The organism is Bradyrhizobium sp. SPXBL-02, from assembly GCF_051853065.1.
In the GTDB taxonomy this organism is placed as follows: Bacteria; Pseudomonadota; Alphaproteobacteria; order Rhizobiales; family Xanthobacteraceae; genus Bradyrhizobium.
In genome coordinates, this window is sequence record NZ_CP182474.1 from 2,675,628 (window position 1) to 2,689,083 (window position 13,456).

Sequence of the window (13,456 nt, forward strand, 5' to 3'; positions counted from 1 at the left end):
CGCCCTCCGTTCAACCCCTCAGTCTTGCAAGGAATATCCGAGTGGCTCGTGCCCGACGCAACAAGTCCTATAAATTGGCGCAGATCTATGACCGGCGGTCGCGGGAGGTGCCGTTCAACGCCGAGATCGCGGAGGTGGAGGTCGACAATCCGCTCGCGCTCGATTCCGGCGAGAAGATCCTGGCGATCCGGTCGGTCCGCGGCGATCCGCTCGGCCGACTGCACGCGCACCACCAGATCGACGAGGCGCAATACCGCGGCGGGCGCGCCTTCCAGAACGATTGGGAGCGGGCCGAGCGGGGCCCGCAGGCGGTGGATACGACGCGCGAATATGTCGATGGCACCGGCACGCGCGAGCCCGTCACCGAGAGCCAGCGTCAGGCGGTGCTGCGGCTCAACCGGATCGAGCGAGAGCTCGGCACCGACGGCGCCGCGCTGGTGCACGACGTGCTGGTGCTGGGTCTGACCATGGATCAGGTTGGGCAGCGTCGTGCCGTCCGGACGCAACGCTGGAACGATTACTTCGCGCGGCGTTTTCGCGAATGTTTGGACCGGCTGGCGTTGATCTACGGCTTTGCGACGGAGACGGGAACGGCGCGCGGGGGCCGGCGTGGATGATTGCAAGGCGCCGGCGGTTCGGCCGCCGGCGTCCCGCCTGTTGCCTACGGATGAGGGACGATCTGGTAGGGCGTGGTGTAGGGCTCGACGCGCAGCGAGGCATTGGCCAGCAGCCCGATCTTGGCTGTCGGCGCCTGCTGTAATTCGCCGTTGGGCCCACGATGCACGTTGTATTGCCAGACGGTGAGATCGCCCTTCTGTGCCAGCGCGTGTGCAACGGCGCTCGCATCGTTGCCGCCGAGCGCCTGAAGCTCCTCCGCCGACAATCCGACGACGATTTCGTCCTTGATGGTGATGATCTTGAACAGGTTCATCTTGGTCTCCTGCGCCCATGCGCCTTGTGTCGAGAGGGTGAGCAGAGCGACTGCGGCGCCCTTGATGAGATCGCAGCGAGAAAGCATGCCGTCGTCCTTTTGGTGCTGACGCGCGCCCAAATCGAAGAGTTTTCAGCCATGGCGCCCGTATCTGCGTGGCCGTGCCGCAACGGCTTGGTCGCTCGCGCCTGGACGGCGGTTCACGGTGGGTCGGCCGCAAGATCGACTTTCATGCGCTTAACGCAACCGCCGGGACCGGATTCAACAAATGCGTGTATACTGCCGAAGAATCGCCAATTCGTGCGCGCCAACGTGCATTCACATCGGAAACACGACGAAACGCTGCGCCTGATTGACGGTCACGAGTTGCTGTGTGCGTGATTGATGCCGCTTCTTGACGCAGGTGGGTGACGGCGATCGATATTCCTGTTATCCGGAATCGCCGTGGCGCGATGCAGACCAAGCATCGCTATACCCACGGTTGGGCTTGCCGGGAGGGTTGTTACTTGGCATAGTTGCAACCGCATGGTTGAGGCCGTCGTTTGGTGCGGTTCAGCGTGCAACCCGACCGGTCCCCTCGGCCGAACATTCGTCGCGAGGGGTCTGTCGTGGCGTCCGGTTCTCGAGCGGATCACGAAGGCCGATGCTTGTCATAGGTGCGAGATGAAAAACCTCAATTTCGCGGCTGAGCTGCATCTCAAGCTCGGTGTGCCTGCAAGCAGCACTGTCGAAAGTCTGCGCCTGCTCCGCGCCTTTCTGAAGCTCGCGCCGCGGCAGCGCTTCGAAGTGATCAAGCTGGTCGAAGATCTCGCCACCGAAGAAGCTCTACCCGAGCACCCCTTATCCTAAAGTCCGGCTGCGCGCCGGTCCCAGGCCGTTTCCCGCCCCTTTCCTGCCAGAGCAGGGCTCCCGGACGTCGTTCCTCTGAAGGCTGGCGGCTGGATGGCGGTCAGGCAAATGTGGTATTCAGACGGAAAAAGGGAGGAGTGCGACTATGATCGAACCGAAAATCGAAGTTCCGGCCGAACTGCGTGACTTGGCCGAGAAGACGATCGACCAGGCGGAAAAGGCCTTCGGCATGTTCTTTGAAGCGGCGACCAAATCGATGTCGTCCGTTCCGGGCGCGGGGACGGAGGTGTCGAAGCAGGCGCTGGCTTTCACGGAGCAGAACATGAAGTCGGCCTTCGAGCATGCGCGCAAGCTGGTGCATGCCACCGACCTCCAGGAGGCGATGCGGATCCAATCCGATTTCCTGCGCAGTCAGTTCACCAGCGCCGGAGATCACATGCGTCAGATGACCGGCAGTCTCATGCAACCCGGCAAGGGCAAATCCTGACTTTCGGTGTGTGTACACGTGCCCACAAATTGATCTTGTGTGGCGTGAATATCCGCGCTTCGATACTGGCGCAGGTCCATGACGGGCCACCGAATGTTCTCATTCGCCGTCCGTCATCCTTTCTGCTGATCCCTGCCGGTTCACCGGCAGGGATCTGCATTTGTAGCCCTTCGTGTAGCTTGGCATGTGCTGAGGCGTGATTTTGGGAAAAGCGCTGCACGGCTTGTGCGAGCCCGGCGTTCCGGCCCGATCATGCATCTAGCGCAGCGATGCGATGTAGGCCGCGATATCGCCGGCTTCAGTCCGGCTCAGGGGAAAATTCGGCATCTTCGGGTGCGGGTCGAGCAGGAAGAACGCGAGCCTTTCCGCACTGAAGTCCGGCTTGCGCGCAACCGATGCAAAGGAGGGGACGTCGGCGCTCGCCTGGGTCTGTCCGTTCGCCACGACGTGGCAGCTCGCGCACCAGCGCTTGGCGAGGTCGGCACCGTGGTCGGCATCAGCGCCGAGAGCGGACGACGTGCCGACGCCGGAGACCAGGCCAAGCAGCAGGAAAACTCGTCTCACATGCCGGAGCATCGGGCAATCTTTCTGCATTCGCTTGCGGCCGCCGCGCTCATCCGCAGCAGGATCCTGGAAACTGCGAGAGATCAATGCGGGCGGCGATCGACCGCAGCAGCCTGCGGGTCGAACGATAAAGATGCCGCATGAAGGCCGGCATTCTTGCCGCGGGCAGGCCAAGACCATTCGAAACAAGGCCTTTCGGAGCATGGCTCTTCGAAACAAGGCCCTTCGCATCAAGACTTTCGGAATAGTGCGACACGTGTCTCTCCGACGCCATGAGGCTTTCTACCGTGCCGTCTTGGAGCCGCCTTGATCTGCCGCAAAGCGGACCCGCTAATAGTCAGCCGGATTCATGATCATCGGGCTCTTCGTATCCGCCGGCGCGAGCGCGCTGCTGGTGCTGTCACGCAGGAAGCGGTCGAGCGTCTCCTGGATCTTCTCCTTGACCGAGTTGGGACCGCGGTCGCTCATCTCCGTGTGCTGTGCGCCGGTGTGGATGATATCGATGCCGCGCGCCTTGGCCTCTTCCGGCGTCGGAAGCACGCCGGGGTCCGTCACGAAGTGCGGGTCCTTCGAGCGGAACGACAGGATCTTCATGTGGTCGCTGACCACGAAGGGCACCCGCAGATTGTCGAGCGTGATCACCTTCGACACCAGTTCGGGGTGCTGATGAGCGACGTACATCGAGACATCGCCGCCGTTGGAGTGGCCGACGAGGGTGATGTGGTCGTATTCGACGTTCTCCTGCTGTTTCTTCAATTCGCCCAGCACGAAGAGAATGTTGGCTTCGGCGCGGATGTAGACCTCGCGCCGGCCGACATATTGCTGACCGACCTGGGTCATCAGCGGGGGATCGCTCGGCAGGTCCTGCTGGATGCTGGCAACCAGATAGCCTCGGGCGGCGAGCGCGTTGGCAAGGAAGGAATATTCGGTCGCCTTGACGGTGTTGCCATTGCTGATGACGGCGAGGGGGAGCTTCCAGAGGCCGAGATTGGCCTTGGTCTCATGGTCGCGTCGCACGGCGATCTCGACCGCGATCGGCCGCTGGCGCGAGGCGTCGAAGAGGGCCAAGGTCTCATGGCGGATCGCGAACCGGCTGACGACGAAATACTGCCCGATGCCAAGGACGCAGAGAAACGCCAGGGCGGTAAACACCTTCTTCATGGTCTGTCTCAAATCACCTTTGCCTGAACACGGTCATCGGGAACCCCCGGTCGAGCGATCGTGAGCAAGGTTAGAGGATTAAATTTAGGCAAGTCTGCGGGCAAGACCGGGAAAAGCCGGCAAGCCGGGGCGATCGCCCGAAGAACGGGGTGGCTAGAGACAGCCAGCCTTGCCGCGCTCGGGGCAGAGCCGGAGTGCGCTCGACAGCGTGAAAACGAAGCGTGGGCTGCGACGCTCGTTGTCCGGCGCCCGGTAGCTCAGGGGGATGGCCACGCCGAAATCGGCCTGGAGGTCGTCCGGCAGGAAGAAGCGCACACCGGCTCCGGCCGATGTCAGCGACAGCCCGTCGCTCAGGCGATAACCGTGGTTCCAGACGGCGCCGGCATCGCCAAAGGCATAGAGCTGATAGCCGGTCCAGTAGCGGAAATTGAGCTTCTGGTCGAAGCGCAGCTCGAGCGAGCCGGCCAGGCCGTTGTCGCCGCTGATCTCGGCTGCGCCATAGCCGCGGCCGAAGGCAGCGCCGCCGAGATAGAATTGCTGCGAGGTGAACAGTGGACGCGACGCCGTCTGGCTCGCCGCAGCGAGCTTGAGCGACCAGGCATCGTTGAGTGTCTGGTAGCGCGTGAACCAGAGATTCAGCACCGAGAAGTTCGACGATGCGCCATCGCGTGACAACAGATCGTCGTCGAAATGCGAGGCGCCAAAAATGTCGAGGCCCTGGCGGAAGGTCAGCGTCGCCAGATTGGTGCCGCCAAGGGGATCCTGCAGCCGGTAGTCGGCCGTCAGGCTCGCGGTCCTGATGTGGTCGTTGTACCAGGGGCCGTAAATGTCGTGCTCGGATACATTGCTGAAGGTGCCTGCCACAGTAAACGTCAGCCCCGAGGATTGCGACAGGAAGGGCACGGTGCTTGCCCGCACCTCGAAAGCTTCTGTTGTGGTGATGTCGCTGTCGAGCCGGCGCATATCGCCGGGCCGTACAGCGCTGTACAGGACGGAAGCGCCGAGGCGGATACCGTCGACGCCGACCGGCGCATCGTACGACAGGCGTGCGAAGCCGAGCTGGCGCGGATCGTTGGCAATAGTCGACAGGTTGATCGCCAGAGTATCGCCGGGCGTGAGGTAGGAGTTGAACGCGCCGGTGGCGTAGGTTTGCCAGGGACCAACCGACGAGGATCCGAGATTGTCGAGGCCGAACGAGGAGAAGACGTGCCAGGTCTTCAAGGAGACGGTCAGGCGGAAGCGGCCCGTCGTACCGCCGATCTCCTCGAGCGCAGTGTCGGTGATCCGGACGCCGGGCCTGCCATTGATCAGAAAGAGCTGGCGTTCGAGCGTTGCCAGCCGCGACGGTTGTTCGGCCAGAACCGGCGCCAGCATCGGCCTGACGCCGAACTGCTCGGCACCGTCGCCTTTCAGCTCGGCCTGCACAATGGCGCCTTCGAGCACTTGAATCCGGACTCGGCCGTGCGCGATGTCCTGCGGTGGCACGATGGCCCGGCTGAGATGGAAGCCGGCTGCGCGGTAGAGGTCGCTGATGGCGCCTGCGATCGCGACCAAGTCCGCCTGCGAGACCTTCCGGCCGAGATAAGGCTGGTAGATCGCGGCGATGCGATCGGGGGAAACGGCATGGGCGCCGCTGACGCTGACGCCGCGCAGCACGAATTGCGGCTTGGTATCGCCGCCGATGATGGGCTGTCCGACGCTCGGCAATCGGACCGGCGGCCGGCCGAGCGATTCCTGCTCGGTCTGGTTATCAAAATATTTCTCGGGCTGGCGTGGATCGAAACCCGGCTGGTTCGCCTGTTGCGCGAGTGCCGTTGGAGTTGTCGCGAAAATTGCTGCCAGCGAAACCAGTGCGGTAAGGAGATGCCGTCTCTCACCGCGCGCAGCGACCCTATCTCCGTAGTTCAACGGAGGATCTGCGACGGGGCGGTAAGGTCTCGTTAGAGGCATGATTTTTCTTAGTTTTTTATGGTCAACGATTGGTTAATTCGGCCGCGCGGCTGGCCGCTTTCCGATAATCCTATCTTGAGTGATTTCGGATACCCCTCAGGCCTGGCTTGAAACGCGGGGCTGAGGATCATCATGTTCGGCAAGGTTGGAATGCGGCGCGCCCTGGCGGCGGCGCTGATCCTGGGAACGGCCTCCGGTGCATTCGCGGCGGACGACGGTGTGTGGTCCGTCAGCAAGTCCACGGGCGAGGTCTGGCTTGCAACGAACGGCGCCCAGCAGGTGTCGTTGACCCCGGAAGGAACGCTGAAACCTGGCGATACCATTCGCACCGGCCGCAACGGGCGCGTACTCCTCGTCCGCGGCGAGGAAACGATCCTGATCTCTCCCAATTCGGTGGTGGGCTTGCCGGCCGAGAAGAAGGACGGCCTGTCGACCACCATCGTCCAACAGGCAGGTTCGATCCTGCTCGAGGTCGAGAAGCGCAACGTCAAGCATTTCGAGGTCGAGACCCCCTATCTCGCCGCCGTGGTCAAGGGCACCCAGTTCAGCGTCACGGTCGGTGCCGGCAGCACCAAGGTCGGCGTGCTCCGCGGCCAGGTCGAAGTCTCCGATTTCAAGACGGGGCAGATTGCACAAGTGATGCCCGGACAAGCGGCCACCATCTTCGAACACGGCAAGCCCGGTCTCAGCCTGAGCGGTGCGGGCACGTTCAATCCGATCGAGCAGGGCAAGCCCCGCGCGCCCACGATCGAGCGTGTCCCGGTGCCGAAATCGGGCCTGTCGGCGCCGCGCCATGCTGCCAATGGCCATGCCATCCATGCGCTCGGTCCGATCGACAAGGGCAACAAGACGGCCGGTGCGCCGAAGCCGTCGCACCAGGCGGCAGCTGGTCACGCCGCCAAGGCCGGCGTCGTGCGGATCTCGAGCTCGCTCGGTGAGGTCAAGCTGAACTTCCACAAGGTCACGCGCGGGCTTGCCCACGGCGCCGTGGCACCCGGCCAGGTGCGCAACGCGAATGCCAGCGCGAGCAGCGAGACGGTCTGGAGGGACAACAAGACCAGCGCGATCGCCCCCAACAGCGCGAATGAGACTGCCGCAGCCCCTGGCGCTGGCAGCTCGTCGAACCCGGGCGCTGCGATAGCTGCAGCGGCAGCCAATAACGGAAACGGCGGTGGCAACGGCAACGGCGGGAACGGCAATTCCGGCAACGGCAATAATGGCAATGGCGGTAACGGCAACAACGGCAATAACGGCGCCACCGGCAACGGCTGGCACAATAGCGGTAACAACGGTTTGAACGGCGGCGGTTCCGGCAGCAATGGCCACGGTCGCAACCGGCATTAAGGCGGTCTGCTAGGGGAAGAGGGGCGCGCCTGCAGGCAAGCGGGTGCGCGGGAGGATCGGGTGAAACGCTATCGGCCGCATATTCTCGTCGTGATCGCGCTTGCCGTGGTGCTGTCCACGGGCTGGCACGGTGCGCTTCGCAATGCGCTCACCGACCTTCGATTCAAGTGGCAAACGCGTGCGGCCAGCGGCGACATCGTCGTGGTCGGCATCGATGCGCCATCCATCGACCAGATCGGGGTTTGGCCCTGGCCGCGGCACCTCCATGCCGAGCTGCTGCAAAGGCTGGAAGCGGCGGGAGCGCAGGATGTTGCGTTCGATGTCGATTTCAGCACGCCGTCGGACCCGGCCTCGGACGAGGCCTTCGCCAAGGCGTTGCGGGACGCCGGCGGCTCGACGATCCTGCCATCCTTCAAGCAGCCGACGCCGAAAGGCGGCCCGGCCCACGTCAACCGGCCGCTGAAGGCGTTCGGCAACCAGTCGTGGCCGGCCCTCGTCAATGTCGCGATCGAATCCGACGGGCTGGTTCGCCGCTATCCGTTCGGCGAGAAGCTCGGCGACGCGTTCATGTCTTCGATGGCCGTCGTGCTGGCGGGACAGGACGCCAATCGGCGGCCGCCCTTCCTGGTCGATTTCAGTATTCGTGCGGCTTCAATTCCAACCGTCTCCTATGTCGACGTGCTGCGCGGTGATCGCGCCACGCTCGACAGGCTGAAAGGCAGGAAGGTCATCATTGGCGCCACGGCGCTCGAGCTCGGCGACCGCTTCAGCGTTCCGAACGGCAGAATCGTCTCGGGGCCGGTCCTCCAGGCACTCGCCGCTGAATCGATTCTTCAGAACCGGACGCTGCGCTGGACCTCCGATATCGGCATGGTGCTGGGACTGGGCGCGATCTGCCTGCTGATGATGTATTTGTGGCGCCGCGTCGCACCAGGACTTCGCGTCGCAATCCTGATCGCAGCCGGGGCGGCGGTCGAACTGGTCGCTCTCCTCGTGCAGGCAACATGGCCCCTGGTCATCGATACGTCGCTGTTCCACATCGCGATCGTCGCTTACCTGACGGCAATTGCGCTCGACGAAATCGACTTCCGCAGCCTGCTCGGACGCATCGCCGAGAGCCGCTTTCATCGCATCGCGATGTCGCTTGGCGACGGGCTGGTCTGCACCGACGAGGATCACCGGATCACGGTCTGGAATCCCGGCGCCAGCGCGATCTTCGGCTACATGCCGGCCGAGATCATCGGCCGCCCGTTCGAAACGCTGTGCGCTCCGCCGGCGGACGGACGTGCAAGGCCGTCCATGCACGACGCCGCGCGCGAGGCGCTCCTGGTTCCAGGCGGCGCCGTCGTCGTCGAGTTCGAGGGCCGGCGCAAGAACGGGGAAACCTTCCCGGTCGAGGCGAGCTTCTCGGGCTGGCAGGGAACGGACGGCTTTCAATACGGAGCGATCCTGCGCGATATTTCGGTCCGCAAGCGTGAAGCCGAACGGATTCGATATCTCGCCGAGCATGACGCGCTGACGGGACTTGCCAACCGGAACATGCTGCATGTGGGCCTCACCGATCTGATCGCCGCGGCGGAGCGGCGGTCTCCCGGCGTCGCGTTGCTCGTGCTCGGGCTCGACGGCTTCCAGGAGATCAACAACATGCTCGGGCACTCCGCTGGCGATCTCGTGCTGCGCGCGGTCGCCGAGCGGCTCCGGAGCGAAGTCGACGGCAAGGCGATCATCGCCCGGCTCAGCGGCGACGAATTTGCCATCGCGATCGACTGCACTGACTTTGGCGAGCCGGTCTCGGCGTTCGCCGAGCGGATCGCGCGCGCGTTCGAAACCCCGCTCGCAGCTGGCGACCGGCAGCACCGCATCAGGATCAGCGTCGGCGTCGCCGTTTATCCCGAGGGCGGGCAAAAGGCCGACGATCTCCTGAGCAATGGCCATCTGGCGCTGAGCCGCGCGAAGACGACGCGGCGCGGAAGCCATGTGGTGTTCGAAGCCACGATCCGGCAGGAGCTCGAGAACCGGCTGACGCTGGAGCGCGAGCTGGCGCTTGCCGCCGATCGCCGCGAATTCGAGCTGTTCTACCAGCCGCAGGTTCGCCTGCTCGACGGCAGCCTGGTCGGAGCCGAAGCGCTGATCCGCTGGCGGCATCCGGTGCGCGGCTACGTCTCGCCAGCCGAATTCATGCCTGTGGTCAACACCTCGGCGCTGTCGGAGCGGATCGCGAACTGGGTGATGGAGAGCGCCTGCCGTCAGGCGCGGGCCTGGGAATTGTCCGGCAACGATGTGCGCGTCGCGATCAACCTGTCACCCTCGCAGCTTCAGTCCGGCGATCTCGCGCATTCGGTCGCGGCACTGCTCGAAGCGACGGGGCTGACGCCGTCGCTGCTCGAGATCGAAGTCACCGAGGACATCCTGCTGCATGACGAACGCCGCGTGCTCGAGATGTTCAAGAGGATTCAGGAGCTCGGCGTCCGGATCCTGTTCGATGATTTCGGCACCGGTTATGCGAGCCTGAGCTATCTCAAGAAGTTTCCGCTCGACGGCCTCAAGATCGACCGGTCGTTCGTCTTCGGTCTACTGTCGAATTCCGACGACGCCGCCATCGTCGGCTCGACCATCGGCCTCAGCAAGCAGCTCGGTCTCACGGTCGTGGCCGAAGGCATCGAGAACCGCGCAACGGCCGACCTCCTGGTCAGCATGGGATGCGAGGAAGGGCAGGGCTATTTCTTCGGCCGCCCGATGCCCGCCGAGGCATTCGAGAAGCAGTTCCTGGCCGCGGAGTTCGCCACCGTCAGCGCAGCCTGAGCGGGCTGCTCTCGCAACGACTGAATCAGTGAACGTCGCCCCGCGCAACTGAATCCGGTGACAGCCGCCGTTAACAAGAGATCGCGCTCACGTAGGGGAGGAGACCGAGGTCGCAGCTTAGCGTTCGCGCCAGGCGCGCATCAACTGATCGGAAAGGGGCTTGACGAGGTACGACATCACCGTACGCTGGCCGGTCTGAATGAAGGCTTCGACCGGCATGCCGGCGATCAGCTTCAGGTCGCCCAGGCGAGCGATCTCCGTCTCCGGAACGACGATGCGAGCCACATAATAGCTCGTCGTGCTCTTTTGGTCGACCGCCACGTCAGCGGACACCTGGCTCACTTCGCCGTTGAGTTGGGGTGTGGTGCGCTGGTTGAAGGCTGTAAAGCGCAACAGCACCGGCTGGCCGACCGACAGACGATCGATCTCATGCGGCGGAATCCGCACCTCCACGACGAGCGCGTCGTGCGTGGGGACGATGAGCATGATCTGCTCGCCAGCGCTGATGACGCCGCCGATGGTGTGCAGCGCCAACTGATGCACTGTGCCGTCCTGCGGCGCGCGAATATCGATGCGTTTGAGCTGGTCCTCGGCCGCCACTCGTTTCTCTACCAGTTCCGAGGTCTTGGCCCGGATCTCGGCGAGATCCTTTCCGACTTCGGTGCGCAGATCCTGGTCGATCTGCATGATTTGCAGCGTGGTCTCGGTGATCCGCCCTCTGGCTTCGGCGATTGCCGCGACCAGAGCGCCACGTTCGCCATGCAGGCGCACCGCGTCGCGCTCTAGCGTTGTCAGGCGCGTGATCTGGACCAGATTCTTTCGCCACAGTTCGCGCACGCCCAGAAGCTCCTGATCGATGAAGGTTGTTTCGCGGTCTTTCGCTTGTATCTGTTCTTCGAGCCCGCGGATTTGCTCGCGGAGCTGGCCGATGCGTTCGTTGAGCTGCGCCTTCTTGCCGGCGCGCGCGGCGCGGCGCAACTCGAAAAGCTTGCGCTCTCCGACGATCAGTCGATCGACGTCCGGATCGGCGGCACGCTCAATGAGGTCCGCGGGAAAGTCGAGCCGGTCCTGCCCATCGCGCTCAGCTTCGAGCCGCGCCCGGCGCGCCGCCTGTTCGTCGAGACTCTTCATAACGATCAGGAGGTTGGCCCGAGTCACCGTCTCGTCGAGGCGCACGATCACATCGCCGGCTTTCACTCTGGCCCCCTCACGGACGTTGAGTTCACCGACCACACCGCCGCTCGGGTGCTGCACTTTCTTGGTGTAGCTATCGACCACCAACGTGCCGGAACCAATGACGGCGCCGGCCAATTCCGTGGTCGTCGCCCACCCCCCGACGCCGCCGGCGAGAACGATGACGACGACGAGGCCAGCGCGCAGGTGTTGACGGATGGCTCGCGGAACCACGTTCACCGGCTCGCGGCTCATGAGCTTACTCCCTCAGTCACGATCTTGAGCGGCACTGCCGGACGCGGCGGCGTCATCTTGGCCAGCAGCGCGTCCTTCGGTCCGAACGCCTGCACACGCCCCTCGGCCATCACGATTAGTTGGTCTACGGCGGCCAGCGCGCTGGTGCGATGCGCGATGATGATGACGATGCCGCCGCGTTCGCGCACCCCGAGCATGGCTCGCGTCAGGGCCTGGTCCCCCTCGGCGTCGAGATTGGAGTTGGGCTCGTCGAGCACCACCAGGAAAGGATCGCGGTAGAGTGCACGGGCGAGCGCGATGCGCTGCCGCTGTCCGGCCGAGAGCGCCGAGCCGCCTTCGCCGATCGGCGTGTCGTAGCCGTCCGGCAGTCGCAGCACCATGTCGTGCACGCCGGCGGCGCAGGCCGCGGCGATCATCGCCTCCGCGTCGGGGACCGGCTCGAAGCGATTGATGTTCTGCGCCACCGTGCCGGCGAACAGCTCGACGTCCTGCGGGAGATAACCGATGTGGCGACCAAGGGCTTCCGAACTCCATTGCTCGAGCGCGGCGCCATCCAGCCGTACCTTTCCGCGCGCCGCCCGCCACACGCCGACGATGGCGCGCACCAGCGACGACTTACCCGATGCGCTCTGGCCGACGATGCCCAGCCCCTGTCCCGGGCCCAGTGCGAAGGAGGCTTCATGGACCACGACGTTCTGTTCGCCAGGAGGCGTCACGGAGACAGCCTCGAGGGCCAGCGCTTTGCACGGTGGCGGCAACGGCGTCCTCTCCTCCTCGACCGGGAGCTGCGCCCAGTGCTGCTGCAGACGCCTCCAACCTTGTCGGGCCGAGATCAGGCTCTTCCAGTGGGCGATGGCAAGCTCAACCGGAGCGAGTGCGCGCGAGGTCAGAATGGCGCCGGCGATGATGATTCCAGCGGTGGCCTCTTGAATGATAACGAGGTAGCCGCCGACGCCGAGCACCGCCGATTGCAGCACCATGCGCAGCACCTTGGATGCGGAGCCGAAGCCACCAGCGATGTCTGCGGCGCGACGCTGGGCGAACATGTAGCTGTCATTGACGCTCGCCCAGCGCGCGGCAAGGCGCCCGCGCATGCCCATGGCCTGCAATACTTCGGCGTTCCGGCGGCTCGCCTCGGCGAGTGCGTTGCGTTGCGCGATCTGGCCCGTGATTTCCTTCGTGCGCGCACGCGTCAAGCGATCGGTAAGAAGCGTCAGGCAAACCAGCATCACCGAGCCGATCGATGCCGTGAGCCCGAGCAGCGGATGAAACAGGAAGCAGATCGTGAGGTAGAACGGAATCCACGGCAGGTCGAACAGCGCGGTGGGGCCGAGCCCGGAGAGATAGCTGCGCACCTGGTCGAGGTCGCGCACCGGCTGCAGCCCGTCGCCGCTCGCGCGCGCACGCAGCGGCCATCGCGCGACGATGTCGTAGGCGCGCGCCGAAAATGCGCGGTCGAGCCACTCGCCGACGCGGACAAGGATGCGCCCGCGCAGAATGTCGAGGAATGCCTGGAACACATAGAGGGCGCCGACGAGCGCGGCGAGACCGATCAGCGTCGGCACGCTGCGACTCGGCACCACGCGGTCGTAGACTTCGAGCATGAAGAACGAGCCGGTCAAATAAAGCACGTTCAGCATGGCGGTGATCAGGCCGAGCCCGACCAGCACGCTGCGACAGGCCTGCAGCGGCGTGGACACGGGATGCGCGTGAGGAGGCACGTTCTCTCGCGGCGCCGCCGCCGCGCGCCGCCGCTTCCAGACCAGCCTGATCAAAATGAAGGCCGCCGCGGCGAACAGGCCGACGCGCATGGTGAGGCTCGCCAGCTCCTCCGGATATCCGAGAACCTGGCCACACCAGGCGGCGGCGGGCCGGGAGAGCTGGCCGCACCAGGCAGTGACACTATCCGGCATCGGATCTACTCCAGGCCCGTGCGACCG

General features: G+C 64.5%; 12 protein-coding genes. 5 read left to right on the plus strand and 7 right to left on the minus strand.

The window, feature by feature from the left end; translation table 11 throughout:
* Positions 1–41: 41 nt before the first annotated feature.
* Entirely contained in the window at positions 42–617 is a 576-nt protein-coding gene (locus ACNJYD_RS12090; protein WP_036007689.1) for a hypothetical protein, read from the plus strand.
* 44 nt (positions 618–661) lie between these two features.
* On the opposite strand, the gene ACNJYD_RS12095 is transcribed toward ACNJYD_RS12090, so the two are convergent.
* Positions 662–1,018 carry a hypothetical protein gene (locus ACNJYD_RS12095; RefSeq protein ID WP_172785498.1) on the minus strand — a complete coding sequence of 119 codons (357 nt, stop codon included), beginning with the start codon at positions 1,016–1,018 and terminating at the stop codon, positions 662–664.
* A 576-nt stretch (positions 1,019–1,594) separates the two neighbouring features.
* On the opposite strand from ACNJYD_RS12095, the gene ACNJYD_RS12100 reads away from it, so the two are divergent.
* Positions 1,595–1,780, plus strand: coding sequence for a hypothetical protein (locus tag ACNJYD_RS12100; protein ID WP_025037658.1), 186 nt, complete (start codon positions 1,595–1,597; stop codon positions 1,778–1,780).
* A 145-nt stretch (positions 1,781–1,925) separates the two neighbouring features.
* Positions 1,926–2,267 carry a phasin gene (locus tag ACNJYD_RS12105; RefSeq protein WP_036007681.1) on the plus strand — a complete coding sequence of 114 codons (342 nt, stop codon included), beginning with the start codon at positions 1,926–1,928 and terminating at the stop codon, positions 2,265–2,267.
* Positions 2,268–2,525: 258 nt separating this feature from the next.
* On the opposite strand, the gene ACNJYD_RS12110 is transcribed toward ACNJYD_RS12105, so the two are convergent.
* The 4 genes from ACNJYD_RS12110 to ACNJYD_RS12125 form a co-directional block, all read right to left on the minus strand.
* Entirely contained in the window at positions 2,526–2,843 is a 318-nt protein-coding gene (locus tag ACNJYD_RS12110) for a c-type cytochrome (RefSeq protein ID WP_260380118.1), read from the minus strand.
* A gap of 37 nt (positions 2,844–2,880) precedes the next feature.
* On the minus strand, positions 2,881–3,087 hold the full coding sequence (locus ACNJYD_RS12115; protein ID WP_172785496.1) for a hypothetical protein: 207 nt from the start codon (positions 3,085–3,087) through the stop codon (positions 2,881–2,883).
* A 74-nt stretch (positions 3,088–3,161) separates the two neighbouring features.
* Positions 3,162–3,992, minus strand: a complete 831-nt coding sequence (locus ACNJYD_RS12120) for an alpha/beta fold hydrolase (protein ID WP_439366495.1) — start codon at positions 3,990–3,992, stop codon at positions 3,162–3,164.
* A gap of 153 nt (positions 3,993–4,145) precedes the next feature.
* On the minus strand, positions 4,146–5,942 hold the full coding sequence (locus ACNJYD_RS12125; protein ID WP_439366496.1) for a ShlB/FhaC/HecB family hemolysin secretion/activation protein: 1,797 nt from the start codon (positions 5,940–5,942) through the stop codon (positions 4,146–4,148).
* A gap of 132 nt (positions 5,943–6,074) precedes the next feature.
* On the opposite strand from ACNJYD_RS12125, the gene ACNJYD_RS12130 reads away from it, so the two are divergent.
* Both ACNJYD_RS12130 and ACNJYD_RS12135 read left to right on the plus strand, forming a co-directional pair.
* Entirely contained in the window at positions 6,075–7,286 is a 1,212-nt protein-coding gene (locus tag ACNJYD_RS12130; RefSeq protein ID WP_439366497.1) for a FecR family protein, read from the plus strand.
* A gap of 60 nt (positions 7,287–7,346) precedes the next feature.
* On the plus strand, positions 7,347–10,088 hold the full coding sequence (locus tag ACNJYD_RS12135) for an EAL domain-containing protein (protein ID WP_439366498.1): 2,742 nt from the start codon (positions 7,347–7,349) through the stop codon (positions 10,086–10,088).
* A 117-nt stretch (positions 10,089–10,205) separates the two neighbouring features.
* Here the strand turns inward: ACNJYD_RS12135 and ACNJYD_RS12140 are convergent, their stop codons facing one another.
* Positions 10,206–11,516 carry an HlyD family type I secretion periplasmic adaptor subunit gene (locus tag ACNJYD_RS12140; protein WP_172785491.1) on the minus strand — a complete coding sequence of 437 codons (1,311 nt, stop codon included), beginning with the start codon at positions 11,514–11,516 and terminating at the stop codon, positions 10,206–10,208.
* Entirely contained in the window at positions 11,513–13,327 is a 1,815-nt protein-coding gene (locus ACNJYD_RS12145) for a type I secretion system permease/ATPase (RefSeq protein WP_172785673.1), read from the minus strand. The genes ACNJYD_RS12140 and ACNJYD_RS12145 overlap by 4 nt, the downstream gene beginning before the upstream one ends.
* Between the last annotated feature and the right edge of the window lie 129 nt (positions 13,328–13,456).

Excerpts from the sequence above, each read along its gene's own strand:
- ACNJYD_RS12095 (WP_172785498.1), bottom strand. The coding sequence starts at position 1,018 with ATGCTTTCTCGCTGCGATCTCATCAAGGGCGCCGCAGTCGCTCTGCTC.
- ACNJYD_RS12100 (WP_025037658.1), top strand. The coding sequence starts at position 1,595 with ATGAAAAACCTCAATTTCGCGGCTGAGCTGCATCTCAAGCTCGGTGTG.
- ACNJYD_RS12105 (WP_036007681.1), top strand. The coding sequence starts at position 1,926 with ATGATCGAACCGAAAATCGAAGTTCCGGCCGAACTGCGTGACTTGGCC.
- ACNJYD_RS12110 (WP_260380118.1), bottom strand. The coding sequence starts at position 2,843 with ATGCTCCGGCATGTGAGACGAGTTTTCCTGCTGCTTGGCCTGGTCTCC.
- ACNJYD_RS12120 (WP_439366495.1), bottom strand. The coding sequence starts at position 3,992 with ATGAAGAAGGTGTTTACCGCCCTGGCGTTTCTCTGCGTCCTTGGCATC.
- ACNJYD_RS12125 (WP_439366496.1), bottom strand. The coding sequence starts at position 5,942 with ATGCCTCTAACGAGACCTTACCGCCCCGTCGCAGATCCTCCGTTGAAC.
- ACNJYD_RS12130 (WP_439366497.1), top strand. The coding sequence starts at position 6,075 with ATGTTCGGCAAGGTTGGAATGCGGCGCGCCCTGGCGGCGGCGCTGATC.
- ACNJYD_RS12140 (WP_172785491.1), bottom strand. The coding sequence starts at position 11,516 with ATGAGCCGCGAGCCGGTGAACGTGGTTCCGCGAGCCATCCGTCAACAC.
- ACNJYD_RS12145 (WP_172785673.1), bottom strand. The coding sequence starts at position 13,327 with ATGCGCGTCGGCCTGTTCGCCGCGGCGGCCTTCATTTTGATCAGGCTG.